This window comes from Brachybacterium hainanense (assembly GCF_042434575.1).
Classification (GTDB): Bacteria; Actinomycetota; Actinomycetes; order Actinomycetales; family Dermabacteraceae; genus Brachybacterium; species Brachybacterium hainanense.
Map to the genome: position 1 here is coordinate 39,606 of NZ_JBHLSV010000004.1, position 24,469 is coordinate 64,074.

At 70.4% G+C, this 24,469-nt stretch carries 17 protein-coding genes, 3 pseudogenes and 1 other annotated feature; of the genes and pseudogenes, 5 read left to right on the plus strand and 15 right to left on the minus strand.

Features of this window, described 5'->3' with window-relative positions:
• Positions 1 to 4 precede the first annotated feature (4 nt).
• The 7 genes from ACFFF6_RS04180 to ACFFF6_RS04210 are packed head-to-tail and all read right to left on the minus strand — an operon-like array spanning position 5 to position 8,482.
• The gene (locus ACFFF6_RS04180; protein WP_376978492.1) at positions 5 to 580 is read right to left on the minus strand and encodes a GNAT family N-acetyltransferase; all 576 of its coding nucleotides are present in this window, start codon (positions 578 to 580) and stop codon (positions 5 to 7) included.
• On the minus strand, positions 577 to 2,253 hold the full coding sequence (locus ACFFF6_RS04185) for a dipeptide ABC transporter ATP-binding protein (RefSeq protein ID WP_376978493.1): 1,677 nt from the start codon (positions 2,251 to 2,253) through the stop codon (positions 577 to 579). The genes ACFFF6_RS04180 and ACFFF6_RS04185 overlap by 4 nt, the downstream gene beginning before the upstream one ends.
• Positions 2,250 to 3,110, minus strand: a complete 861-nt coding sequence (locus ACFFF6_RS04190) for an ABC transporter permease (RefSeq protein WP_376978494.1) — start codon at positions 3,108 to 3,110, stop codon at positions 2,250 to 2,252. Before ACFFF6_RS04190 ends, ACFFF6_RS04185 begins: the two co-directional genes overlap by 4 nt.
• Positions 3,107 to 4,123, minus strand: a complete 1,017-nt coding sequence (locus ACFFF6_RS04195; RefSeq protein WP_376978495.1) for an ABC transporter permease — start codon at positions 4,121 to 4,123, stop codon at positions 3,107 to 3,109. Before ACFFF6_RS04195 ends, ACFFF6_RS04190 begins: the two co-directional genes overlap by 4 nt.
• Entirely contained in the window at positions 4,120 to 5,835 is a 1,716-nt protein-coding gene (locus ACFFF6_RS04200) for an ABC transporter substrate-binding protein (RefSeq protein WP_376978496.1), read from the minus strand. Before ACFFF6_RS04200 ends, ACFFF6_RS04195 begins: the two co-directional genes overlap by 4 nt.
• Positions 5,832 to 7,076, minus strand: coding sequence for an aminotransferase-like domain-containing protein (locus tag ACFFF6_RS04205; protein WP_376978498.1), 1,245 nt, complete (start codon positions 7,074 to 7,076; stop codon positions 5,832 to 5,834). The genes ACFFF6_RS04200 and ACFFF6_RS04205 overlap by 4 nt, the downstream gene beginning before the upstream one ends.
• Positions 7,076 to 8,482: an FAD-binding oxidoreductase gene (locus tag ACFFF6_RS04210; protein WP_376978499.1), complete on the minus strand. Its 1,407-nt coding sequence runs from the start codon at positions 8,480 to 8,482 to the stop codon at positions 7,076 to 7,078. Before ACFFF6_RS04210 ends, ACFFF6_RS04205 begins: the two co-directional genes overlap by 1 nt.
• Positions 8,483 to 8,827: 345 nt before the next feature.
• Here ACFFF6_RS04210 and ACFFF6_RS04215 point away from each other — a divergent pair, with 345 nt between their 5' ends.
• Together ACFFF6_RS04215 and ACFFF6_RS04220 are read left to right on the plus strand one after the other, a co-directional pair.
• Positions 8,828 to 9,151 carry a hypothetical protein gene (locus ACFFF6_RS04215; protein WP_376978501.1) on the plus strand — a complete coding sequence of 108 codons (324 nt, stop codon included), beginning with the start codon at positions 8,828 to 8,830 and terminating at the stop codon, positions 9,149 to 9,151.
• Between the two features lie 20 nt (positions 9,152 to 9,171).
• A complete protein-coding gene (locus ACFFF6_RS04220; protein WP_376978503.1) occupies positions 9,172 to 10,545 on the plus strand; it encodes a hypothetical protein in 1,374 nt (457 codons plus the stop codon).
• 125 nt (positions 10,546 to 10,670) lie between these two features.
• On the opposite strand, the gene ACFFF6_RS04225 is transcribed toward ACFFF6_RS04220, so the two are convergent.
• Positions 10,671 to 11,024, minus strand: coding sequence for a hypothetical protein (locus tag ACFFF6_RS04225; protein ID WP_376978504.1), 354 nt, complete (start codon positions 11,022 to 11,024; stop codon positions 10,671 to 10,673).
• Positions 11,025 to 11,220: 196 nt separating this feature from the next.
• On the opposite strand from ACFFF6_RS04225, the gene ACFFF6_RS04230 reads away from it, so the two are divergent.
• Positions 11,221 to 11,874, plus strand: coding sequence for a hypothetical protein (locus tag ACFFF6_RS04230; protein ID WP_376978506.1), 654 nt, complete (start codon positions 11,221 to 11,223; stop codon positions 11,872 to 11,874).
• Positions 11,875 to 11,942: 68 nt separating this feature from the next.
• Here ACFFF6_RS04230 and ACFFF6_RS04235 read toward each other — a convergent pair.
• The 7 genes and pseudogenes from ACFFF6_RS04235 to ACFFF6_RS04270 form a co-directional block, all read right to left on the minus strand.
• Positions 11,943 to 13,192: pseudogene (locus ACFFF6_RS04235) on the minus strand (IS3 family transposase).
• Positions 12,783 to 12,911 (minus strand) — a sequence feature (AL1L pseudoknot). (Overlaps the previous pseudogene by 129 nt.)
• A 149-nt stretch (positions 13,193 to 13,341) precedes the next feature.
• Positions 13,342 to 13,518 (minus strand): annotated as a pseudogene (locus ACFFF6_RS04240) (NERD domain protein); the annotation flags it as partial.
• Between the two features lie 288 nt (positions 13,519 to 13,806).
• Positions 13,807 to 15,090: a hypothetical protein gene (locus ACFFF6_RS04245; protein ID WP_376978508.1), complete on the minus strand. Its 1,284-nt coding sequence runs from the start codon at positions 15,088 to 15,090 to the stop codon at positions 13,807 to 13,809.
• A gap of 115 nt (positions 15,091 to 15,205) precedes the next feature.
• Positions 15,206 to 16,528: pseudogene (locus ACFFF6_RS19995) on the minus strand (ISL3 family transposase).
• 725 nt (positions 16,529 to 17,253) lie between these two features.
• Positions 17,254 to 17,703: a (deoxy)nucleoside triphosphate pyrophosphohydrolase gene (locus ACFFF6_RS04260; RefSeq protein ID WP_376978787.1), complete on the minus strand. Its 450-nt coding sequence runs from the start codon at positions 17,701 to 17,703 to the stop codon at positions 17,254 to 17,256.
• A 52-nt stretch (positions 17,704 to 17,755) separates the two neighbouring features.
• On the minus strand, positions 17,756 to 19,000 hold the full coding sequence (locus ACFFF6_RS04265; RefSeq protein ID WP_376978510.1) for a hypothetical protein: 1,245 nt from the start codon (positions 18,998 to 19,000) through the stop codon (positions 17,756 to 17,758).
• Between the two features lie 351 nt (positions 19,001 to 19,351).
• Complete coding sequence (locus ACFFF6_RS04270; protein ID WP_376978512.1) at positions 19,352 to 19,951, minus strand: BRCT domain-containing protein; 600 nt, start codon at positions 19,949 to 19,951, stop codon at positions 19,352 to 19,354.
• A gap of 497 nt (positions 19,952 to 20,448) precedes the next feature.
• On the opposite strand from ACFFF6_RS04270, the gene ACFFF6_RS04275 reads away from it, so the two are divergent.
• Positions 20,449 to 22,209 carry an HSP90 family protein gene (locus ACFFF6_RS04275; protein ID WP_376978514.1) on the plus strand — a complete coding sequence of 587 codons (1,761 nt, stop codon included), beginning with the start codon at positions 20,449 to 20,451 and terminating at the stop codon, positions 22,207 to 22,209.
• 41 nt (positions 22,210 to 22,250) lie between these two features.
• Complete coding sequence (locus ACFFF6_RS04280) at positions 22,251 to 24,467, plus strand: hypothetical protein (protein WP_376978516.1); 2,217 nt, start codon at positions 22,251 to 22,253, stop codon at positions 24,465 to 24,467.
• Positions 24,468 to 24,469 lie beyond the last annotated feature (2 nt).

Genomic DNA, 24,469 nt, shown 5'->3' on the forward strand with positions numbered 1-24,469 from the left:
GGGATCAGCGGGCGCCCAGATCCTTCCGGAAGCACACGCTGATGCCGTCCGCGGGGTCGTAGGGCGGATAGACCTCGGCCTGCCGCCAGCCGTGCCGTTCGTAGAGGGCGATCGCCTCGGGTTGGCGGAAGCCGGTCTGCAGGTACAGCGCGCGCGCACCGCGGTCGCGGGCCTCGCTCTCGAGACGGTCCAGGATCCGGCCGGCCAGGCCCCGCCGTCGATGCCCCCGGTCGATGAACAGGCGCTTGACCTCCCAGCGGTCGGGCAGGCGCCGCAGGGCCCCGGTCGCGACCGCCGCGCCGCCGGCGAGGACGAGCAGCACGGCGGCCACGTCCTGGTCGGTCGGCGGTACGGGCGGCGGGGCGCCTCGTCGCAGGTCCTCGTAGCGGGGAGCGATCTCCGAGTCCATCGCCGCGCGGAGGCCTGCGGCTCGCGGATCCTCCCAGGTGGTGACTTCCCAGGTGAGGGCCTCCGGGGCGATGGCATCGCGGTCTCCCGGCCCGCGGCCCGCGGCCTCCGTTGCGGTCCGTCGGGGCACCGGCGCGGAGGACACCCTCTGCCGGGCATCGGCCGCGGTCATGCGCCGACCTCCGCGCCGATGGCCTGTTCCCGCATCGGGATGGAGGCGATCAGGCGACGGGTGTACTCCTCGCGCGGTGCCGCGAACACCTCGGAGACGGTGCCCTGCTCGATGACCCGGCCCTGGCGCAGGACCGTGAGCGTGTCCGCGAACTGCCGCACCACGCCGAGGTCGTGGGAGATGAACAGGTAGGTCAGGCCCAGATCGCGCTGCAGCGCGGCGAGCAGCTCGAGGATGCTCGCCTGGACCGTCACGTCCAGGGCGCTGGTGGGCTCGTCCAGCACCAGCGCATCGGGGCGCAGGACGAGGGCCCGGGCGATCGCGACCCGCTGGCGCTGGCCTCCGGAGAGCGCGCCCGGCCTGCGTGAGTGCAGCGGGGCCGGCAGCTGGACGGCCTCCAGCGCCCAGGCGACGCGCTCTTCGCGCGCGGCCCGGTCGCCCACCCGGTACAGATCCAGCGGCTCCCGCACGATCCGGCCGACGGTGAACCGCGGGTCCAGGGAGGTGAAAGGGTTCTGGTGGACGATCTGCAGGTGCCGGCGCACCTCGCGCAGCGCCCGAGGTTCCTCGGGCCGCACCGGCCGGCCCGCCACATGCAGCGTCCCGGCATCGACCCTCTCCAGGCCCAGCAGCGTCCGCGCGGCCGTGGACTTCCCCGACCCGGACTCGCCGACCAGGGCATGGGTGCGCGCGCGGGGGATCGCGAACGACACGTCGCTCAGCGCAGCCACCTCCCGGTCGCGGCTGCGGAAGGTGCGGGAGACCCCCGCGAGCTCGACATGCGCCGGGGCGTCCTCGAGCGGGTGACGGGCATCGCGCTCGGCCCGCAGCGCCGCGTACCGGTCCGGGTTCGGCCCTGGGACGTCGGCCTGGAGCGCCCGCGTGTAGCCGGTCCGGGGTCGGGAGAAGACCTCGCGCGTGGAACCGGCCTCCTGGACGCGGCCGTCCTTGAGCACGACCACCTCATCGGCCCGCTGGGCGGCGATGGCGAGATCATGGGTGATCAGCAGGATCCCGATGCCCAGCTCGCGCCGCAGCGAGTCCAGCAGGTCCAGGATCTGCTTCTGCACGGTGACGTCGAGGGCGCTCGTGGGCTCGTCCGCGACCAGCAGCCGCGGGCCCGGCAGGATCGCGAGGGCGATGAGCACGCGCTGCAGCTGGCCGCCGGAGAGCTGGTGCGGGAAGGAATCCAGGATCCGCTGCGGGTCGCCCAGGCCCACCCGCTCGAAGGCGCCGAGCACGAGCGCCTCCCGCGCGGCGCGGCTGCGGGCCCCGGGCACGAGCGCGGCCGCCTCCCGTGCCTGGGAGCCGATGCTGCGCACGGGGTTCAGGGAGGACCCCGGATCCTGCGGGACGAAGCCCAGGACACGGCCGCGCAGCGGCAGGAACTCCCGCTCCCGCAGGCCCGTCACCTCGCGTCCCTGCACGGCGATGCCGCCCGTGACCCGCGCCCGGCGCGATCCCAGCAGCCGCAGCACCGCGCGGGCGATGGTGGACTTCCCGGAGCCCGACTCGCCGATCAGCGCGAGGGCCCGGCCGGCGCCCACGGCGAAGGAGACCCCGTGGACCGCCTCCTGCCCGCCGTAGGCGATGCTCAGGTCGCTGACCTGCAGCAGGGGCGCAGCGGGGATGGTGGGATGCGCCTGCGGCGCGGTGCTCCCGGTGGTGCTCATCGGTTCCTCCCATGGTCGAGCCAGCGGCTGATGCGGCTCACGGACAGCACGACGACGGCGATGACGAGGCCCGGGGCGATCACGAGCCACGGGGCGTGCAGGAGATGCTCGCGGCCGTCGGAGACGAGCAGGCCCCAGTCGGAGGCGGGCGGCGGATCGCCGTAGCCGAGGAACGCGAGCCCCGCGATCACGAGGATCGCGATGCCGAACTGCAGGATCGCGAGGGACACCACGGGCCGCACGGCGTTGGGCAGCGCGTGGCGCCGCAGGATGTACGCCGCGGAGCCGCCGTTCACGCGCGCCGCCTCGATGAACACTGCGGTGCGCACGCGCAGCACCTCCGAGCGCATGAGCCGCGCGAACACGGCGACCGCGGAGACGCCGGTGGCGATCGCCGCGTTGCGGGTGTCGTACCCGAGCGCCGTGACCACGACCACGGCCAGCAGGAAGCCCGGGATGGCCAGGAGCACGTCGACCAGGCGGCCGATCACGGCATCGACCCAGCCGCCCAGGTACCCGCCGAGCAGGCCCAGCATCCCGCCGGCGACGACCCCGATCGCGACCGCGATCAGCGCGCTGGTCATCGAGGAGGCGGAGCCGTGCACGATGCGGGAGAGCAGGTCGCGCCCCAGATGGTCGCTGCCCAGCCAGTACCGGGTCCCGGGGGCGGTGAACTTGTCGTCCGGGATCCCGATCGCCGGGTCGTGCCCGGTGAACAGGGTCGGGACCAGCGACCAGGCAAGCACCACGAGGATCACGGCGAGCGAGGCCAGCACGGTCAGGGGCGGCCGGGTGGGCGAGGCGGCGTGATCGAGGACGGCTCCCCGTCCGGACGGGGCGAGGGCAGCGGCGGTCATCGGGACACCTCCGGGGTGCGCAGACGCGGATCCAGCAGCGGGTAGAGCAGGTCGATCACGAGGTTGACCACGATGAACACGGTCGCGGAGAGCACCACGGCGATCAGGAGCACCGGGACGTCCTGGCTCATGACGGCCTTCTGGACGACGGTGCCGATGCCCACGCGGCCGAAGATGGTCTCGGTGATGAGCGAGCCGCCGAGCACCTCGCCGATCACCAGGCCGATCACGGTCGCCGTGGGCAGCAGGGAGGGGCGCAGCAGGTGCCGCAGCACGATCTGCGCCGGCGGCAGGCCGCGGGCGAGCGCGAGCTCGGCGTAGTCCTGTCCGGCGGATTCGTCCAGCGCCGTGATGAACACCTGGGCGATCTGCGCGGAGACCGGGATCGCGAGGGTCAGCGCCGCGACCGCGGTGGCGGCCGGGCTCTCGGAGTCCACGAGGCTGAACGCCCCCAGCTGCACGGCGAGCACCTGGATCAGCAGCAGGCCGATGAGGAAGTTCGGGGTGGACAGGAACAGGGCCGGCAGGGACCGCACCAGGTCGTTCAGCCGGCCCTCCGGGAGGCGGCGGGTGAGCAGGCCCAGCAGCGCGGCGATGAGCACGGCGAGCAGCAGCGCGGTTCCGGCCAGGCGCAGGGTCGAGGGGATCGCCGCGGCGATCACGGCGCTCACGGGCTGCGCCGTGGACAGCGAGATCCCGAGCTCGCCCTGCAGCGCGTTGCCGAGCGAGGTCACGAGCTGGACGAGCACGGGCTGGTCGAGCCCGTAGAAGCTGCGGATCTGCGCCTTCTCCGCCTCCGAGTACCCGGCCTGGGGGTTGTCGAGCTGCGCGGAGACCGGGTCGCCCGGGATCGCGGCGAGGACGAGGAAGACGAGCACGTAGCAGAGCACGATGACGAGCGCGGCCTGGGCGATGCGGCGGGCCGCGTCGGCCGCGCGGCGGCGGGTCGTGGCGACGCCGCGGGGCACCGGGGCGACGCGGGAGCCGGCGGGTGCGGGGACGACGGAGCTCATCGGACCTCCCGGGTGGTGGCGTGGTACGAGGGGATGGCGACGGCGTTGAAGGTGGTGCCCTGCAGCTGCGGGGACTGGACGTAGATGCGCTGCACGTTCTGCTCGAGGGGGATGAAGTACGCCTGGTCGAGCACGTGCCGGGACAGTTCGTCGACCGCGCCGGCGCGCTCCTCGCGGGAGGCGGCGCCGGCGACCCGGTCGCGCAGCTGCACGAGGACCTCGTCGGAGGAGCCCAGCGCGAACCAGTCCTCGCCCTGGTCGGTGATCACCCCTGCCACCGTGCCGACGTCCACGAAGCTGCGGGTCACGTCGAGGATGCCCTGCGAGGGATCGTTCGTGACGCGCTCGGTGTAGCTGGGTATGTCGAGCTTCTGCGTGCGGACCCGGATGCCGATCCGACCGAGGTGCTGGGCGATGAGCTCCGTCTCGGGAACAGAGCCGGTCAGGTACGGGGTGGGATGGAGGGTGAAGGCGAGCTCCTCGCCGTCCCGGGCGCGGAAGCCGTCCTCGGTCCGATCGGTCCACCCGGCCTCCTCGAGCAGGCGCTCGGCGAGGTCCGGGTCGTAGTCGAACAGGTCGGTGAGGTCTGTGGTCTCCGGCACCGCCGCCTGCAGCCAGCTCGTCGCGGGCTTCCACTCCTCCGTGAACACGGTGCGGAGGATCTCTGCGCGGTCGATGCCGCGGGTGATCGCCCGGCGCACGCGGACGTCCCCGAACGGTGCGACGTCCGTGCGCAGCCGCAGGCCGTGGACGAAGCCGAGGTATCGGGGGACGTCGATGACGAAGCCGGCCTCGGTGAAGGCGTCCAGGACCTGCGGGTTGACGTTGTAGGCGACGTCCGTCTGCCCGGCGCGGGCGGCCGATGCCCGCAGCGTGTCGTCGGGCAGCACCCGGAACGTGAGAGCGGAGAGCTTCGCGGGCCCGGTGGCGCCGAGGGCGCCCGGCGCCCAGTCGTAGTCCGCGCGGCGCACCAGGCGCACGTGGTCGCCCTGCGCCCAGGATTCCAGCACGAACGGCCCGGAGCCGATCTGGGCGGCGAGGTCGGACTGCTCGGACACGGATGCGGCGAGGGTCGCCGGGGAGAGCAGGAGGCAGCCGTGGTAGCCGAGGGTCGGCACGAAGGAGAGGGTCGGCGCGGAGAAGGTGACGCGCACGGTGAGCGCGTCGAGGGCCTCGGCCGTCTCGAAGGTCCGGCCGGGGAACAGCCCCACGGGGGCGATGCCCTCCTCGGGGCGTCCCACGGCCCAGGCCAGCAGGTTCGCGACCACGGCACGCGCATCCAGCGGCGTGCCGTCGGAGAAGGTCACTCCCTCGCGCAGGTGGAGCACGAACTCGGTGGCGTCCTCGCTCTCCTCCCAGGACCGCGCGATCCACGGGGTGACGGCGCCCTGGTCGTCGGTGTGGACGAGCTTGTCCGTCAGCTGCTGCCAGACGTTGGCCTCGTAGCTGGAGATGGAGCTCTGCGAGGAGACCCAGCCGCCGTCGAGGTTGGAGATCAGGAAGATCAGCTCGTCCCCATCAGGGCCGCCGGCCTGCACCGGGCTGGGCGCGCAGCCGGCCAGCGGCAGCGCGGCCAGGCCCAGGGACCCGGCACCGAGGGTGCGCAGCAGGCCGCGGCGGGAGATCGCAGCGGCCCCCTGCGGGGCAGGGCTGCGCAGGTCGGCGGGGCCGATGGGCCGTGCGGCATCGGGGAGCGGCGGGCGGCCGTTCATCGGCGGGCCTCGGGATCGGCGAGGGCGGCGACGAGACGCTCGGCGCCCACGCGCAGCTGCTCGGGCGGGAGGTGGCTGATGCCGATGCGGAGCGCGCCGCGGTCGTCCTCCGGGTCGCCGAGGAAGAAGCACCGGCCCAGCACCGCATCGGTGCCGTAGCGGGTCCGCGCGAGATGCTGTGCGGCGGCGAGGGCGACGTCCCCTGCGCGCAGGCGCGCCCATAGGAAGATCCCTCCCGTGCGGTGGGCGACCTCGATCCCGCCGGGGACCCCCTGGTCCAGGATCGAGGCGACCAGATCGAAGCGCTCCGCATAGGCGGCCCGGGCACGGTCCGCGATGGCGTCGAAGCCGCCGGCGACGGATGCATGATCGCCGGCGCCGACGATCCGCTCGACGATCGACTGGACGAGCACCGAGGAGTGCTGGTCCTGGTTGGCACGCAGCCGCGTCACCGGGGCGACGAGCCAGTCCGGCAGCACCAGCCAGCCGAGCCGCAGTCCCGGGCCGAGCACCTTCGAGAAGGTGCGCACATGCGCGACGAGCTCGGAGTCGAGCGGATAGTCGGCCGGCGGCGCCTCCGCGCCTGGGAAGCCCAGGCCCGCGTAGGCGTTGTCCGAGACGAGGAGGAAGCCGCGCCGCTCGGCGAGCTCGACCAGGCGAGCGCGCTGATCGGCCGGGGTGACCAGGCCCGTGGGGTTGTGGAAGTCCGGCACCGTGTACAGGAGCTTCGGGCGAGCGCCTGCGTCCAGCCGTGCCTCCAGGGCGTCGATGTCCAGGCCGTCCGCGGTCACCGCCAGGGGGATCAGCCGCGACTCCTTGTGCTGGAGATTGCGGAAGATCAGCGGATACGTCGGATCCTCGACGATGATCTCGTCGCCACGGTCCAGCAGCGCGTCGACCAGGAGCGAGAGCCCGTGGAAGGCGCCGTTGGTCACCAGCACGCGATGCGGGGCCACGCCCTCGCGCCGGGCGATCCACTCCCGCAGGGCGCCGATGCCGGCGGGCTGCGAGTACTGGAGGGCGGCCGTGAGGGCGGGAGCATCGGCAGTGAGGGCACCTGCCGCCTCCCGGATCGCGGCCAGCGGCAGCAGGTCCGCGCTCGGGGCCCCGCCGAGCATCGGCACCGTGCCCTCGCGCACGGGGGCAGCCGCGCCGAAGCCGCGGGAGCGGTCGGGACGGGCGCCGAGCTCGGACAGCAGCGTGCCGGCGATCCGCTCGGGTGCGGTGGTGGTCGTGGTCATCACAGGGCCTTTCCGGGGTTCAGCAGCTGCCGGGGATCGAACGCGGCCTTGATCTGGCGCTGCAGGGCGCGGCAGGACGCGCTCAGCTCGAGGTCGAGCCACCGGCGCTTCGCGGTGCCGATGCCGTGCTCGCCGCTGATGGTGCCGCCCAGGTCCAGGGCGGCTCGCACCAGGTCATCGGCTGCGGCGAGGATCGGGGTCGGCAGCTCCTGCTCTTCCTCGCCCTCGCCCGTGCGGCGCGGCAGCTCGAGCGACGGGTGGAGATTGCCGTCCCCGGCGTGGGCGATCGCGGAGGTCTCCACCCCGTGCCGGATGCCGATCGCACTGAGCTGCGCGAAGATGTCGGCGAGACGGGACTTCGGCACCGCGATGTCCTCGCCCAGGCGCAGCCGGTCCGCTCGGGAGCCGCGGCCGCTGCGGCGCAGCTCCCACAGGTGCTCGGCCTCGGCCACGTCCTCGACCGTGCGGACGGTGCCGCCGGCGGCGGTGAGCGCCGCCGCGAGGTCGGCGGTCTGCTCCGCGATCCCGTAGCCGTCGAGCTCGATGAGCAGGATCGCGCTGTCCCCGTCGGCCAGGGCGGAGCCGGTGTGGGAGTCGATGTCCTCGAGGGTGCCGCCGTCCATCAGCTCGGTCGCCGCCGGGCGCACGGGGCTGCGCGAGATCGCGTTCACCCCCGCGGCGGCGTCCGCGGTCGAGGGGAAGCGGGCCAGGATCGTCCGGCGGGCCACGGGGATCGGGCGGAGGCGCACGGTCGCCGCGGTGATCACGGCGAGCGTGCCCTCGGAGCCGATCAGCAGCTGGGTGAGGTCCAGCCCGGTGACGCCCTTGATCGAGCGGTGCCCGGTGCGCAGGAGCGTGCCATCGGCCAGGACCGCCTCGAGGCCGAGCACGGATTCGCGGGTCACGCCGTACTTCGCGCAGTGCAGCCCGCCCGCGTTCGTCGCGACGTTCCCGCCGATGCTGGAGAGGCGGGCGCTCGCCGGGTCCGGGGCGTAGAACAGCCCGTGAGGGGCGAGCGCCGCGGAGAGGTCCGCGGTGATGACCCCGGCCTCGACCACCGCGACCTCGTCGAGCGGATCGATCTCCCGGATGGCATCCAGGCGCTCCAGCCCCAGCACGATCGCGCCCTCCTCCGGCACCGCCCCGCCGGAGAGGCCCGATCCCGCCCCGCGGGTGACCACGACGGTGCCGGTCGCATGGGCGAGACGCAGCGTGGCCTGCACGCCGTCGACGTCCCGGGGCAGCACGAGCAGGAAGCGCGTGCCCTCCGCGGCGCGCACGGCCGCGTCCCCGGCGTACCGCGGCTCCGGGTCGAGGACCACGGCGTCCTCGCCCAGCTCCGCGCGCAGACGAGCGGCGAGGTCGGAGAGGGCCGGGGCGATGCCGGGGGAGAGGGTGCTGCTCACGCGAAGGCTCCTGGATGTGTGAGGAACGAGGTTCCGGATCAGCGTGACGCAGACGAAGCATAAGTGCAACTAATGGTTGACATAAGTCGTAATGCGGCACAGGTGGGCTCGAGGCAGCGGAGCCGGAGCGGGCGCGCCTGAGCGGAAGCCCTGCGGCTCCGGTCCGGGAGCTCGACGACCCCCGCCCTGTCGGGCGCCGCGCGGGAGAGCTGCCCCGTCTCCCGGCATGGCCGGGACCGATGCGACCAGGGCCGCTGAGCTACTGTGAACGCGTCGCCGGTCGCCGAGGCCCTGGTCGCGCGTCGGCGCCCCGTGCACCGCATCACGACCTGAGGGGACCCCGCCATGGAGCACATCACCGTCGCCGGCCGCACCACGCCGTTCCCCCTGTCGCGCACGGCGGCGCGACTGCTGCAGGAGCGGCTCGACGCCGCCCTCGCGCAGCGCACGCCGGAGGCGGCCGCGGACTACGAGGCGCGGATCGGCGACCGGATCGCGGAGAAGCTCGCCGACGGCGCGCACAGCATCGACATGGCCACCCTGCGCGGCATCGTCGACTTCGTCGACACCCCCGTCGAGGAGGAGGTCGAGCCGACCGGGCTGGGGAAGGTGTTCCAGGGGATCGGCGAGCGGCTCGAGCGGCGGGGGATGCGGACGGAGAGCTTCTGAGGGGCGGGGGCCGACAGGCCATGGCAGCAGCACGCACAGGCTCCACCACCTCATGGGCGCCCCGACTGGCCACAGGACTCCTGGTCGCGGTGGTCCTCGGAGCGATCGTCCTGTTCCAGGCCGTCACCGGCCCATCGGCCGAGGGCACTGTCCTGCTGCACGAGAAGAACCCGGTGCTGCTGGGCCCGAACGGCTGGGTCGCCGCCCGGCAGGACGCCGAGGTGGTGATGCGTAACGTCGCCACCGGAGCCGAGACGAACCTCGGCGAGGATCCGCAGGTGGTGCACATCCTGCCGTCGGGCGGGTATCTCAGCGACACCGGCCGCATCGGGATCCATGCGCCCTCGGGTGAGGAGGTCGCGGCCATCGACGCGGACACGATCGGGGACGGGGTCGAGGGGCTCGAAGGGCTGCAGGCCGGCTTCCCGGAGATCGCCGGAGTCTCCGACGAGGTGGTCGCCGTCCTGGTCTGCTACGCCCCGGAGGCGGAGCTGCTGACGTCGGACGCCGAGGGCGGCCATGCGGTGATGGCCGGCTTCCGCCTGAGCGACGGCGGGCGGGTCTGGGCCCGGGACACCGGGGCCGGGTGCACGGGGCGGGAGCTGCACCGCCCGCCGGTCTCCGAGCTGGGGTCCATCGAGCATGTGGTGACGTACGCGGGTGACCAGGCCGCCGTCACCCGTCTCGACGATGGGGTGGTCGCCGCGACCTGGGAGGACACCCCCAAGGACTCGGTGGTGGTGCAGGACGGGTTCGCCCTGCACCGCATCGGCGCCTCCCGGGTGGAGGCGGTGGATCTCGCCACGGGCGCGGTCCACGCTGCGACGGAGTGCCCGGACGTGGGTCTCATGAGCCCGGGTCCGGTCCCGAACCTCTCTCCGGAAGCAGTGCTCGCGGTCGAATGCGGGGAGCAGGAGGTCCGGCTCTACGACCGGGACGCGCAGGCGTTCACTCCGGTGCCGGCGCCGCCGCTCGGCGAGGACCGTACGATCCCCGATGGAGCCTCGCGGGCATACGACCGGTACATCCTGTACCGCTCGGGGGAGACGCTCACCATCACCGACGCGCTCAGTGGGGATGAGATCGGCAGCGTCGTCATCCCCGAGGACATGGCGATCCAGACGAATGCGCCGCGCGGGCGCGTGATGCTGCTGTACGTCGTCACGGACGAGGAGGACGTGCAGTACCGCATGATGGCCGTGGATCTGCGCACCGCCCAGCCGCTCCTCACCGACTCGAGGAAGATGGGCCCCACCTGGCAGGTCGATCCGACGGGATTCGCCATGGTCTCCAGCGGCGACCTCTACCGCACCGGTGATCGGTACGACATCGACGAGGAGTACCGCGTGGAGTCCTGGGTGGTGGGGGTCGAGGGGGCGACGGACGAGGCGTGAGCAGATCGTGCTGGGGTGCACCGCGGGCTCAGCGGCTGAACAACGGCTCTGCGCCCAGGGCGATCCTGCGGCCCAACCCAGCTCACACACGGCGGTGAGGGTTGGCGGGGGGTCTGCCAGCGGCGTCACCGCGCCCCAATCGCCTCGAGAACCTCGTCCCCGCCCGCGTCCCAGATGTCCCCGGGGTCGCCGACCACCACCAGCAGCGACCGCGCCCGCGACAGCCCGACGTACAGCCGGTGGACCGCGCGGTCGTAGAAGCCGTTGATGGCGAGGACGACGACGCGGCGCTCGAGCCCCTTGATGTTCAGGACGTGCCCGTAGAAGACGTCCTCGGCGGCGAAGAACTCGTCCCAGTAGGCGTCGTGGCCGTAAGAACTCGGTGCGCTCCTTCTGCTCGGGGTGGCGGCGCCCGGTGGTGAGCAGAGCGATGTCCCCGGGCTCCCACCCTTCCTCGAGGAGCTGCTCGACGGCATCATCGGCCGCCGCGACGACATCCTCTACGGAGGAATCGATGTATCGCACGGGCAGTCCCTCCTCGAGCCGTGGCGTCTGCTCGAGCAGCGGGAGGGGCGCGAAGGTGCGGGCGATGCTGCGGGTGTTGCGCAGGTTGTCGTCCAGCGGGAACGGGTTCAGGGTGATCGGGGCGCGCCCCGTCCGGTCGAAGACGGACTGGTGCTCATCGGTGAACACGAAGAGCACCCCGTCCTCTTGGTCGCGCAGACACGGCAGCAGGCCCTCCCACCAGGTGTCGGCGAAATCCTGGGCCTCGTCCACGACGATCGCGTCGAACAGCTCGTCATCCATCTGCTGGGCGGCGACCTCGGCGAGGCGGCGGGGGAGGTGCTCCTCGTAGTACTCCGCCTGCGGGCCGTCGAACTGGTCCTCCGTCTCCGCACCCCAGCGCACCGGCAGGTCATGGAACAGACCGACGAAGGCGGGTCGCTCCTGTTCCGGCCAGGTGGCCGCCAGCAGCTGGAAATGCCGGGCGAGGCCCCGCGAGTAGCACAGCAGCGCGGTGCGGAAGCCGTCCCGGACGAGGGCCCGGGCCTTGATCATCGCCAGGTGCGTCTTGCCGGAGCCGGCGCCGCCGGTGATCTGCGCCCGATGCTGGAACCGCAGCAGGGCGATCGCCCGCTCCTGCTCGCGGGTGAGGGCGTTGGACTCGTCCTCGATCCGCCGCGCGAACAGCTGGTGGTTCTCGATCGCCCGATGGGTGCGCCGCAGCATCGTCACCGCATGGTCGCGCTGGAACGCATCCAGCGGCTGGTGCGCCTCGCGCGCCTGGTGGCGCAGTGCGCCGACGATGCGCTCGGCCAGGTGGGGTAGGTCCGTCGCGTCCAGGACGATGTCAAGCCCCGGTCTTGGTGGAGAGTTGATTGTTTGTGATTGAGGGGTCAGGCGGTCGCGGTCTCGGGCTGGTTGAGACCTGTGCGATGAGCGGTGCGGAACGCTGCCGGGGTGAGACCGCCGAGGGCACCGTGAGGCCGGAACGTGTTGAACCAATGGACCCACTCCGCGGTCGCGATCTCGACATCGTCGATCCCGATCCAGGCACCGCGGTTGCGGATCAGCTCGGCCTTGAACAGCGAGTTCAGCGCCTCAGCCAGAGCGTTGTCGTAGGAATCTCCGCGGGATCCGACGGAGGCGACGGCGTCCTGCTCGGCCAGGGCCTGGCCGTAGCGAATCTACCGGTACTGGACCCCGCGATCGGAGTGATGCACCAACCCGGTCAGGTCCTCGTCAGCGCGCCTGCGCAGGTAGATGCCCATGCTCAAGGCATCGAGAGCGAGATCGGTGTGCAGCGAGGACGAGACTTTCCAGCCGACGATCTCCCGGTTGAACACATCGATCACGAACGCGACATAGACCCAGCCGGAGAACGTGTGGACGCGCGTGATGTCCGCGACCCACAGCTCGTTCGGCGAGAACGCGGAGAAGTGCCTGTTCACGAGGTCATCTGGGCATTGCTCCCGGGGAGCGGACCGGGTGGTGTGCGGGGCTTTCGCCCTGCGGATCCCGTGCAGTCCCGCGGCACGCATCAGTCGTTCGATCGTGCACCTCGCGACATGGCCACGGCCCCGGGTGTCGGGCTCGCGGTTCAGGACGATGTGCATCTTCCGCGCGCCGAACGCGTCGTAGTTGGCGGCGTGGACCTCGGCGATCTCCTCGGCCAGCACTGCATCGCGCTGGGCCCTGGCGCTCGGCGGGCGGGTCTGGCGGGCGTAATAGGTGCTCGGAGCGATCTGGGCGCCTGCCTCTCGCAGGGTGCGGCAGATCGGCTCGACTCCGAACTCGTCCTTGTGCTCGTCGATGAACGCGCAGGTCACTTCGAGGGGCGGCCTGGCTCCGCCGCGAAGAAAGCCGACACCGAATTCAGGATCGCGTTGGCGCGCCGCAGCTCGCGGACCTCCTTCTCGAGCTCCTTGAGCTTCTCTGCGTCGCTGGTCGTCGTCCCGGGCCGGGTGCCGGCATCGATTTGGGACTGGCGGACCCAGCCGCGCAGGGTCTCGTGATTGATACCGAGCTGCTCACCGACCCGACGGATCGCCCCGCGCTGGGGCTGGTCACCGTCCTCGAGAGCGTCCAGGACCATCCGGACCGCGCACTCGCGGATCTCGTTGGAGTACTTCCGTGGTGCAGGCATGACAGAGGAGTCCTTCCCGTGGCTTCAGTCCCTCCGTCATCCCCGGGGCGAGACACGATGCTCCGCGGAGCATCCGGCACGTCCCAGTCGGCGGCGAGCTGGGTGTACGGCAGCGCGACGAGGTGGACACTGCGGCCGATGGGTCGCGACGACGTTCCGTTGAGGTAGGTGACCAGCTCGTGCTTGGTGCGCTGGGCCTGCTCGATGGGCGAGCTCCGGAGGTCATGGGACCCTGCTCGATCGCTCTGCCGCCACACGCCGTCGATGACCGAGACCAGCCCGCCCTTCACCTCGATCACGGCCATGCCGATGCCCGGCCACAGCACGAGGAGATCCGCTGCGATGCATCGTCAACACCGCGTCCGGGTGGAGCTTGGCGTAGATGGGCGGCCCCTTGTGCATGAGGTGGAGCGCCGTGGTCCTCGCCGTCGGCAGGAAGGACCTCAGGGACTGCGAGCACCTCCCCCGCGACCCCAAAGCTGCCTGGTCCGATGGGCGCCTCCGGCGGTGCAGGGATGGCGAAAGCCCTCACGAGGTGCTTCCCCGCCGCGGAACCGGTTGATGGGTCGCCCTATTTGCTGATCGACAGGCCCATGGCTGGTCGAAGTCCAGGCTCAGCGTCGAGGGCGCCCCCTGCGCGGTCGGCGGTACTTCCCCATAGGCATGTGCTCCAGCGGTCGAGCCGTGACCAGCTCGTCGAGGTAGGTCCGGAGCTCCGAGACGCTCGGCCTCTCGGCTTCCTCGAGTCTCTCCTCTAGGCGACGTTCTTCCCGTGCAAGATCGAACCCCCGTTTGCCAGCACGCTGATTCACGAAGTTCTCCAGCAGATCATCCTTCCACCGGGCCTCAGGACGACCAGAGGGCTCGGAGGCGAGAGGCGCATGCGACGGGGGACGGAACGGTTTCGGAGCAGGAAGCTGGAGTCTTGCCCGGAGGGGCGCGAGGTCGGGGGACAGGCGTGGTGAGATCTCGGCCCCGTACCCGTTCACCGGTGTGGGGGCGTGTCGGTTCTCCAGGTGAGCTGCGTCGACGGCGTCCGGGTCGGGGGAGGGGAGCTCGTCCAACGGGTCCGGGGCCGACGATGCGACGCCAGGTGCAGGCTTCGATCTGCTCTTCAGGATTTCGTCGGTGCGGGCCAATGTCCGCAACGACGGAGTCACGATGCCAATACCGGGATCGACCTCGAGGTCCGTGATGGGGCACAGCTCGAGGGCGCCGATAGTTGCCCGCAACGCGGGGCGCTGGCCCGTTCTGCCAGCGCTGACCCGAGTCCCTACGAGCTGCGTCTGGGCGTGGACTCCGAGAACGTCTCCCTGCGAGCACAGGATGGCTTTCGCGACGTCGGGGATATTCACCCTGCCGTGAGGTCCCGCAGGGCGGAACAGACGAGCGACGAGAACCCACTGGACGATGCGGCCGCCTTCCTGGGCGATGCCTCGTAGCTCCTGCAGGCGATGATCCGTCAGGTTCACGGCGATCACGACGAGGCAGATCGGATCTCCGGCAGGGAGATCGACGTCCACGAGCACGACATCTCCCTCACCGACCTCGGTATCGATCATCTGACGGAATCCCACCTGCGCTTCCGGGACGCGCGAGTGCACAGCCGCCTCGAGGACGGCGGCGACGCCAAAGAGCCACGGGGCATTCCCGCTGTGAGCGGGAGCGCTTCGGTGCGCGTAGTGCAGACGCTTCGTGCCCTCCCGAAGGATGATGTCGACGAAGCAGTTCGGTAGGAGGCAGCGGAGCTCGGCCGCGTTGTGCTGGTCCTTGGAGCCGGGCGCCAGGAACACTAGCGCCCCTGAGTCGCGACGGCGTGCCATGACCTGACGCTTGTCCCCGGACGCGAGAAACTGCTCGAATCGGTGGTCGGCGGGGTCGATCCGTGAAGTCGTCATGGCTGGACCATGCGCATCCGGGCCGACATTCCTGCCTGCGGACGACGTCCGCCTGCGATCCACATACCTCGTTTCCTCAAGTGGCCGGCGAGTTTCGGTGGAGTTTTAGGGCTCTTCAGAGCTGAGTGTGGGGTGAGGTGTCGAGTCCGCCGGTTATGAGGAGCGTTCGGAGGCGGTAGTGCTCGAAGTTGCGGAAGCCGCGGGGGATGCGGCGGCCGAATTCGATGATGTCGTTGATAGCTTTGGCGCCACCGCTGCTCGCGTCGTGCGTGTCGAAGTAGGCCAGGAACGCTGTCTTCCAGCGGCGCAGGGTCTTCCCCAGCCTCGAGATCTCGGGATCGGGCAGGGCGGCAGGGACGTGATCAGCTTCTCGGCGAGTCGGTGACCCGCGGCGGTCGTGGGCTGGTGGAACACCTCTCGAACCTGCTGGGCGCAGTGATAGGTGACCTCGACCGCGACGTGTCCGGGACGAGCTGCGAACGCTACGTCCACCCGGGCCTGCTGCCGCTCAGTGAGGCGTTCTCGGCCGGCGCGGGGGACGTGCCGGATCCCGTAGAGAGGATCGCCCTTGCGTCCGCGGTGGTCGAGAGTCTCCTGCTGGATGCGGCGGCGGACGTCATCGACCGCGGCGCCGGCGAGCTTGACGATATGGAATGCATCGAGCACACAGGTTGCGTCCTCGAGCTGGTCATCGATAGCGTTCTTGTATCCCTGGAACGGGTCCAGCGTCGCGATCTGGATCTCGTCGGGGTACTGATCTCTTCGCGCGTCCAGCCAGTCGCGATAGACCGTCCCGGACCACCCCGGGACGAGATCGAGCAACAACGGGGTGGGTGCTCCGGGGCAGGTCGACCATCCCGGTGAGCTCCTTCGGGCGCCGGTGGCACGGATCACGGTGATGCCAGATGTGTTCGTTCACGCCCAGGAACCGCACGCCCTCGAACCGGGCCGGGTCCTCCACGGCCCGGGCCAGGACGGGCCGGACCTGCGACCAGAGCGGGTTCCACGTCATGCCGAGCTGGCGGGCGAGGCCCTGGACCGTCGCTCCCTCGCAGTGGAGCTGGCCGATCGCCCAGCGGATCGCGCGCGTGCTCAGCAGGCCCCGCGGAGCACAGACCTCCGGGTTCTGCCCGACGAACGTCGTCACCGCGCAGAGGCCCTTGTGACAGATCCACCGGCGCTTCCGCCCCCGGATCCTGACCGGCCGGCCCGCCCAGGGGGGGGCGTCGATCATCTCGACCATGAGCCGGCCGTGACCAGTGGCGATGACCCCGCAGCCAGGACATCCCGTCACCGGGTCGCAGGACTCGACCTCGAGGACCAGCCCCGCCCGGGCCTTCGAGACGGCCACCAGATGGAGGCCGGGGACACCGAGGAGGAGGTCGCATCGCTCGCAGCGGTCAAGCATGTCCGGGCAGGTGCACGCAGAGTTGGGCATCGTCGAGGTCCTTGAGATCAGCGGGGGTAGAAGTCCGCTCATCATCGAGGACCTCGACGTCCACCCCCAGCTACCGCGCATCGCCGGCGCGCCCACACCCAACTCTGAAGAGCCCTTTTACTGTGGCCGACGGGCTACTCCGGTCAGACAGATGCCGAGATTATCCGGGCCGCCGGGTGGCGTGCCTGCCATTCTTGCTTCCTGAGAGCGCCTCAGGGTGATGAACGCTCGTGCCGGGAACACTCGAGGTGCGAGAGCTCTACGCGGCGGCTCGAGCCTCCAGGTACAGCTTGGTGGGCGCCTGACGCTCGAGCTTCCACGCGATCTGCATGGGCTTCGAGCCTTCGCAGCTCCGGAACTTGGGCAGTGCCGAGGCAGGCGCACGGCTCCGAGCCGATGGCGCCCGTCTCGGCGCACTGCACGAAGAGGAGGACGACCTGGGAGCCCTGTTCCCGGTGGTGCTGGTAGCACAGGCTGCTGGGGACCGTCACGCCCGTCGCGCTCCGCGGTCCTCCATGGAAAAGTTCCTGGTTGATCGCATGGTCGCGGCACAGAGTCGTCGGCGAGTAGTCGGCCTCGGGCGTCTTGAGTGGCACGAGCGGGGCGTCTGTCCTTCGGGCCAGCATCCACGCCACCCCTTCGCGGACCGCCCCCGCGCAGCAGGATCCAACGTCCCCATCATGAGACCCGTGGTCACCGGCAGCTCGTACAGTCCGGGGTCCCGCTCAGGCGTCGTTGCCCTTCACGGCGACGCCTGTGAACGTCTCACCGATGATCGCCACATCCGCCGGGGACCATTCCAGGCCCGCCAGCTCCTCTACCTCGAACCAGCCAATGCGGTCGTGATCCGTGCTGGTCACGGGGGTATCGGATGTGAGCTCCGCCCAGTAACAGGCAAGGTCGATCAGTTCGGTGCCGACAGGGGTCGTGTACCGGGCGGCGAGCTCGCCCACGCGCACGTCGATCCCCAGCTCTTCGCGCAGCTCACGGCGCAGCGCCTCCTGCGGCACCTCGCCCGGCTCGACCTTCCCGCCGGGGAACTCCCACAGGCCGCCGGCGCTGCGCTCGGCGGCGCGGCGGGCGGCGAAGATGAGGCCCTCACGGACGATGATCGCCCCAACGACGTGGATAGGGGACCGCAGTAGCTTACGATTCGCATCTCTAGCCGGGGTCATGGAATCCACCAATAAGAATTAAGGGTGTCGACAAATAGAGGCCAAGAATATGTCACGTTACATTCTCCGCCGCTTGCGAATGCGGGTGTAGTGATGGCGAGCGCTTTGACGCCCCCTTGAAGATGATTTTATCGGAGAGCGCGAAAATTTTTCGAGCCGTTTCGACTCGAATTTGCTCTTTTTGCTTGCCAGGCAGAGTTGCAATAAACGGTTCAATTGCAGTTAGGGTTAGTTGGATCTGGCGAGACAGCCTCTCCTGTGCTCGATGCTGACCGGATTCCCTGGAGAGGAAGTATCCGACTGCGGCAACTCCACCCGGTGCTCCGATCCGCTGAATCACTAACTGCCACCAATCGATTCCCGATTCCGGCTTCAGGTAAAGCGCCACGGTGGGAACAACAAAGAGGCAAGCTGCGAGACAGTAGGCCAGCAGCGCGCCGAATCTCCAGCTGTTGGCAATCTTGGCTTGTTGATTCGCATGATTGCCATAATCGGTGGCCGTTGAGTTGACTCCAATCGCGGAAAGGACCATGAGCGACCGCTTTTCGTTTTCCCCCATTCGGGCGATGTGTTCTCGAATTTCAGATTCACTCCGCTCTAGGGTTGCAGTCCATGAATTATTGCGAAGCTCTTGGCTTCTATTGAACGACTCCTGATGGGAATTTAACGCTTCGTCCAGTCGGGTCTTCTGCTGCTCGATGGTTACAGCTGCAGTATTGGCCAGGTCTTCAATTTTGGCGAGTCGTGCGGCCGCCTTGCTGATTTCGCGCTCGGCCAACGCTTGTGATTCGAGGGTGATTTGATTCGCTCGAGCTCTGGCATCTTCGAGAATTTCGAGAGATTTTAGATCTCGCGAATCGAGGCGCGACTCCTGTTGTGAAACAAATTTATCGACGCGTTCGAGCGACCTTGACGCTATTTTTTCTAGTCGGAATGCTTCGCGAGGAGATCTGTGCGCGTCCCGTCGCTTCGCGATTGCCCACTGCCGTACCGTACTTGCCAGTTGCTCCACGGGGTCAGAGGTGTCGGCAGGAGCCTTATTGCCTGAAGGCGTGGTCCTTCGATGTATCGGCCCTGGCGTCAGGACGGCGTTAACTGCAGATAGTGTGTCATCAAGTAGTCGAGGGGTGATTGCCGGGTGAGGGTAGTCTTGATATTCCTTGAGGCTTTCGATGAGGGCTTTGGTGAGGTCGGGGTAATCGCCGCCTAGGGTGTCCGGCGGGCGACCCGACGGTCCGCGGGCGTCGTCGACGGCTTGCCATAGGGGGTGCTCCGAGTATTCGTCTAGCCAGTTCATGTCAATTCCTTTCATAGAGTACCGGCGCTCCACTCTGGGCTTACCGGGCCGGATACGATTTGCACAGAAACTGTCGCGACATCGGCATCGTTAAACGTTGGATCATTCTCGTGAATAATTGCGTTGCGCAATGTCAATCTGGATATAGTTTCAAAGAAACTCCGTTTCGACAGGTCGTCTTTTTGAAATTGGCTGCGCTAGATCTAGCAGCGGGCGCGGGTACGTCACGGACGGTGATCGCTCCGACGACCTGGATCGGTGGCTTCGCGGTCATATGGTCCTCTCCCTCGGCCCCAGCTGGTGAGCCCATCGTAGGAGCAATGCCGCAAGCACCGGCCGCGGCCGCCGCGGTCACGGCCCCACCATCCGCGCGAACGCCTGCTCGGTGATGATCGGGATCCCGCAGGAGCGGGCCTTCGCGGCCTTGCCGGACTGCGAGTTCGGGCCGGAGGCGACGACGAGCTTCGTCGTCTTGGTGACTCCACCGGGGACGTAGCCGAGGCTGCAGGCGAGTCCCTCCCAGGCGGTGCGCTCCCGGGCTATCACCCCGGTGAAGACGATCCGATCCCCGGGCTGCAGAGCGGCCCCGGCGGTGCCCAGACGCAGGTCTGCGGTATGCCCGTCATCCCCTGCCGGCGCAGCATCGGCCCTCCGCGCGGTCACGTTCGCGAGCGCACGCTCCAAGTCGATCCGTCGCAGGCCCAGGACCGCGGCCATCTCGTCCAGGTTCGCGCGTTCTTGATCGGTGACGATCCCGTCGTCCAGCGCGACCTCCGCCATCGCCTCGAGATCGCCGGCATGCAGTTCCAGGACCGCCCCGCGGGACAGTCCCAGCGCGGCCGCGACGTCCACCAGCTCATTCTTTTCGTGCTCGGCGAGCACTCCGTCCAGCAACGCCCGTTCGAGGGTCTTGAGGTAGGAGTCCACGCGAGCATCGACAGTACGCGGCATGCGGGAGAGGAACCTGTCCAGCCAGCTGTCCGCCGGCACGGAACGCGCCGATTTCCTGGTCAGCAGACGCGGTGACCGGCCGGCAGCGTGCGTGGGCAATAGCAGCTGCGCGCTCATGTCGTACTCGTCCTGCCAGGGCAGGATGCGACTGCCGTCGAGGAGGGACAGGTAGTAGCCCAGCAGCAGGGCGGTCGCATGCGCATCGCCCAGCTCACGCTCGATCTCCCCGGTCTCCGAGACTCCACGACTCCGATCTCCGGGATCCGATGATGCTTCGCGGGCGAGAGCCCCGTGGTCTCGAGATCGATGACGGCGTACCCGGCCATATTGCGGTCCTCCTTGGACGTCCCCCTGGTGACGTCCCGATTGTGCCCATGCGTGGGGACGGACGAGGGCCGTTTCAGGTCTCGAGGTGGTGACGATCGGGAGCGCGAGCTCCGCATGCACCTCAGCGCGATTCACCACACCCGCCCCTACCCCCGGCATACCCTTCCCCCATGCCAGCAACCCCTGAGAACTTCCAGGTCGACCTGCGCGGGATCGTCGAGATCCTGTCGCACAACCTGTACTCGAGCCCTCGCGTGTACGTCCGCGAGCTGATCCAGAACGGACGGGACGCCGTCGTCGCGCGGGGCGAGGAGGTGCCGCCCATCGAGCTGGTCGTCGATCCGGCCGCGGGGTCTGTCACCGTCCGTGACTACGGCATCGGCCTCACCGAGGCCGATGCGCGGAGTCTGCTGTCGACTATCGGCACCTCCAGCAAGCGCGAGGAGCTCGCGGCGGCCCGTCGCGAGTACCTGGGGCAGTTCGGGATCGGCCTGCTGTCCTGCTTCCTCGTCGCGGACCAGATCGAGGTGATCTCCCGCAGCGCCCGCGACCCGCAGGCCTCGACGATGCGCTGGATCGGCTACGGCGACGGCACCTTCACCGTCGCACCCGCGCCGCATCCGCTCGAGGAACCGGGCACGGTGGTGCGGGTGCACGCGCGGCCGGACGAGGCCGAGTGGGTGGGCGCGGACCGTGTTCTCCGCCTGGCCCGCGAGTTCGCGAGCCTCCTCACCGTCCCGATCACCTTCGCCGTGGTCGGCGACCCGCGGCCCCCGGTCCGGGTGAGCGGGGACGCGGCGCCGTGGACCCTTCCCGAGGAGGCCGCGGCCGCGTGGTGCGAGGACACCTTCGGCTTCGCGCCGCTGGCGAGCATCCCGCTGGACGTGCCGATGCTGGGCATCCGGGGCACCGCGTTCGTGACCGGGGAGGCGACGCCCGGGCGGGGTCGCGCCGGGGACCGGGTGCACTCCCACGGCATGTTCGTCGCCGCGGACAACACCCAGCTCGTCCCGGAATGGGTCACCTTCGCCCGGGTCGCGGTCGAGGCGGGATCGCTCAGCCTCACGGCCTCGCGCGAGTCGCTGCACGAGTCCGGGTCGCTCGCCACGGCGCGCGAGGAGATCGGCCATCAGGTGCGCGCCGGCATCGAACGGCTCGCCGCCGGAGACCCCGAGGTCTTCGGCCGCTTCGTGGACGTGCACGGGCAGGGCCTGCTCGCCCTCGCCGTCGCGCACCCGGAGATGCTGCAGTTCGTCGCCCGCCACCTGACCTGGGAGACCAGCGCCGGTCCGATGCTCCTCGTCGAGATGCCCGCGCGGATCACCTTCACCACGCAGGACCGGGACTTCAGCACCTATGCCCCGCTCGTGCAGGCGCAGGGCGAGCTGCTGGTCAACGGCGCCTACACGAACGGTGCCGCGATGCTGCGCGCGTACGACCGGGCGCAGACGCGGCTGACCGCCCGCGAGTTCGAGTTGCCGCGCCTGCTGGGAGACCTGCCCCGGCCGCGCGGCGAGGACGCCGCGCTCGCCGAGCGGATCGCGACGGCGGGCCGGGGCGTGCTGGATGCGCACGGCGTGGCGGTCGACGTGCGCGCCTTCCGTCCCGCCTCCCAGCTCGTGCTGCACGTGCCCGGGCGCGCCGCGGGCTTCGTGTTCGAGGACGTCGAGGACGACCCGTGGGCCGACCTGCTCGGCGGCGGGGCTCCCGGCACGCAGGAGGTGCCGGAGGACCCTCGGCCGACCCTCGTGCTGAACCTGCGCGCCGAGGCGGTGCGCGCCCTCGGAGGAACCCTCGCTCCCGCCACGCGCGACGAGGCGATCCGCGCCCTGCACCTGCTGAGCCTGCTGCAGGCCGGCATCCGTCTGCGCGCCGAGGAGCAGGCGCTCCTGGCGGGCGCCCTGGAATCGCTGCTGCTCGCGGCATCCTGACCCGACATCGACCCCCGAGCCATCGACAGTAGGAGACGAGAATGATCCGATACGACGAGGTCCCCGGCCTCACCGGCGAGAAGGCGCAGCGCGTGCGGGCGCTCATCGACCGCAGCAGCGAGATCTGGGACATGCCGGACGACCTCGACCAGGTCCGCGCCTGGGAGGAGCAGATCGCCGCGTGCGAGGCGGAGGGCGTGCCGCACCTCGCGGCGAGCGGGCGATTCGGCCAGTACTCCGTCTACAGCCTGGGCGGCATGCCGCGGGAGGCCCTGGACGCGTACGCGCGTCTCATGCAGATCGTCGGCCGCTACGGCGACCACATCCACCCCGGCAACGTGACGAGGTTCCTCGGTGCGGTGGCGGACCTGGTCGTCACGGTGGGAGAGGATCCGTCCCTGCCGCGCGCGCAGCTCGAACGGATCGTCGACCTCGTGGAGCAGCAGACCATCGCCCACGGCTTCGACCTCTCGCACGTGACGCTGGCGCGCGCGAGCCTCGCCGCCGAGTTCGGCGAGCAGGACCGCGCCTACGCGCTGCTGGACCGGTGGCAGGGCATCGGCAGCCCGGACTGGCCGCCGTTCGACGCCAACACCGTCACCCGCGAGGTCGCGATCCTCGAGGCCTTCGAGCCGGCCCTCGCCGCGGAGACGCTCATGCGCCGGTTCACGGCGATGGGCGTCCCGCCGGGCCCGATCGACGAGGGCCGGGAGGACCTCACCCAGCTCGTGCTGCTGCGTGCCCTGCTGGGCTCCCTGTGGGCGCGCGCCGGACGGAAGGACCTCACGGCCCGGATCGGCGACGAGCTGGTGGCCCAGTTCGGCATCGACCAGCTCGCCCGGATCGCCGTGATCGAGGACCTGCTGGTCGTGCTCGAGCATCGGCCCGAGGACGCCCGGGTCGCCGCCGACGTGGGGCTGGAGAACAGCCCGCTCGATGCCGTCGAGTGGCGGCTCCACGCCGCCCTCGCGCGCAGCCGCGGGCTCGAGGATCCGACCGGGGAGGAGGCGATGCTGCTGCGTGCCCTGGCGGAGGAGGCCGCCGCGGCGCACGACGCGCGCGGGGCGACCGACATCCACATGCGGGAGGTCCAGGGCTTCTGGTTCGCCGACCTGCCCTGGGCCGGGCCCGCGACGCCCGGGGTCGACGCCGACCCCGAGGAGCGGGCCGAGCGGATCCTGCGCGCCGGCTGGATCCCGCGGCGCACCTCGCCGGTGACGATCGACGAGGTGCCCTTCGCCCTCAAGGACCGCTACCTGGAGCTGTACGGGCAGGCGATGTCGGTCCTGCAGGCCGACTCCGACGAGGAGGTCGAGGCTCTCGTGGCCAGCACGATCACCCGCAGCCGCGAGCTGAGGATGCCGGTGGCGGAGTTCATCGCCCAGCTCATGTGTGCGATGCGCGCCCACGCCTCGGGGGACCACGCGGCGCTTGTCCTGTGCTACGCGGAGGCGCAGCACGCCCAGGCGCAGTCACCCGACGGAGTCGACCCGGCACTCGAGAAAGCCGCCGCGAGGCTCTTCCTCCCGGTGGTCCTCATCGCGCTGGACCAGCCGTCGATCCCGCTGGACCGCATCGGCGCGATCATCACCGCGGAGGCAGCTCTGCGTGCCGTGACGGGACAGCCGGCGACGCCGATCGCGGTGGCGCAGCTCGCCCGGGCGGCCCATCTGGGAGAGGTCGACGGGATCGGTCCCCTGCTCGAGGAGGTCCAGGTCCTGCTCGGCGACGAATCGGAGGGCGTCGACCCCTTCGACGTGCACCTCGACCTGGCGCGGATCCTCGCGCCGCTGGATCCCGGGGCCGTCCCGGGGCTCGTGGCGGATGTGCTGCAGAGCTCGCACGACCCCGCCCAGCTGCGGGCCGCGCACGCCTGGTCCACCTGGGCCGCGCTGCGGGAGGGCCGGCCCGTGGACCAGGACGCGGCCGATGTCCTCGCGCAGCTCGAGCAGGTCGACCGGGATCTCGACGAGTTCGGCGACCTGCCGCGGTCCGTGGTCCTCGAGCTCGCCGCCCGGGTCCCGGACGCGCTGGACTGGGCGGTCGACGCGGCGCTCGCCGACGTGACCCCGGGGGACCCGTCCCATCTCGACACCTTCGCCGGGGCGGCCCGGGGCCTGCTCGCGAATGCGCCGCAGGACGAGCGCGGCCCGCGGCTGCGCGAGGACGCTCTCGCTCTCGCGGCCGCCCTCGACCGGCGCAACGGCGACGAGGTGCAGTCGCGACTGCTGCGGGAGAGGTTCTTCCCCGCGGGGTGAGA

What these genes read in the sequence shown, in the direction of transcription:
- ACFFF6_RS04180 (WP_376978492.1), bottom strand. Translation starts at nt 580, where the DNA reads ATGACCGCGGCCGATGCCCGGCAGAGGGTGTCCTCCGCGCCGGTGCCC.
- ACFFF6_RS04185 (WP_376978493.1), bottom strand. Translation starts at nt 2,253, where the DNA reads ATGAGCACCACCGGGAGCACCGCGCCGCAGGCGCATCCCACCATCCCC.
- ACFFF6_RS04190 (WP_376978494.1), bottom strand. Translation starts at nt 3,110, where the DNA reads ATGACCGCCGCTGCCCTCGCCCCGTCCGGACGGGGAGCCGTCCTCGAT.
- ACFFF6_RS04195 (WP_376978495.1), bottom strand. Translation starts at nt 4,123, where the DNA reads ATGAGCTCCGTCGTCCCCGCACCCGCCGGCTCCCGCGTCGCCCCGGTG.
- ACFFF6_RS04200 (WP_376978496.1), bottom strand. Translation starts at nt 5,835, where the DNA reads ATGAACGGCCGCCCGCCGCTCCCCGATGCCGCACGGCCCATCGGCCCC.
- ACFFF6_RS04205 (WP_376978498.1), bottom strand. Translation starts at nt 7,076, where the DNA reads ATGACCACGACCACCACCGCACCCGAGCGGATCGCCGGCACGCTGCTG.
- ACFFF6_RS04215 (WP_376978501.1), top strand. Translation starts at nt 8,828, where the DNA reads ATGGAGCACATCACCGTCGCCGGCCGCACCACGCCGTTCCCCCTGTCG.
- ACFFF6_RS04220 (WP_376978503.1), top strand. Translation starts at nt 9,172, where the DNA reads ATGGCAGCAGCACGCACAGGCTCCACCACCTCATGGGCGCCCCGACTG.
- ACFFF6_RS04225 (WP_376978504.1), bottom strand. Translation starts at nt 11,024, where the DNA reads ATGATGCCGTCGAGCAGCTCCTCGAGGAAGGGTGGGAGCCCGGGGACA.
- ACFFF6_RS04245 (WP_376978508.1), bottom strand. Translation starts at nt 15,090, where the DNA reads ATGACGACTTCACGGATCGACCCCGCCGACCACCGATTCGAGCAGTTT.
- ACFFF6_RS04260 (WP_376978787.1), bottom strand. Translation starts at nt 17,703, where the DNA reads ATGACCCCGGCTAGAGATGCGAATCGTAAGCTACTGCGGTCCCCTATC.
- ACFFF6_RS04265 (WP_376978510.1), bottom strand. Translation starts at nt 19,000, where the DNA reads ATGAACTGGCTAGACGAATACTCGGAGCACCCCCTATGGCAAGCCGTC.
- ACFFF6_RS04270 (WP_376978512.1), bottom strand. Translation starts at nt 19,951, where the DNA reads ATGCCGCGTACTGTCGATGCTCGCGTGGACTCCTACCTCAAGACCCTC.
- ACFFF6_RS04275 (WP_376978514.1), top strand. Translation starts at nt 20,449, where the DNA reads ATGCCAGCAACCCCTGAGAACTTCCAGGTCGACCTGCGCGGGATCGTC.
- ACFFF6_RS04280 (WP_376978516.1), top strand. Translation starts at nt 22,251, where the DNA reads ATGATCCGATACGACGAGGTCCCCGGCCTCACCGGCGAGAAGGCGCAG.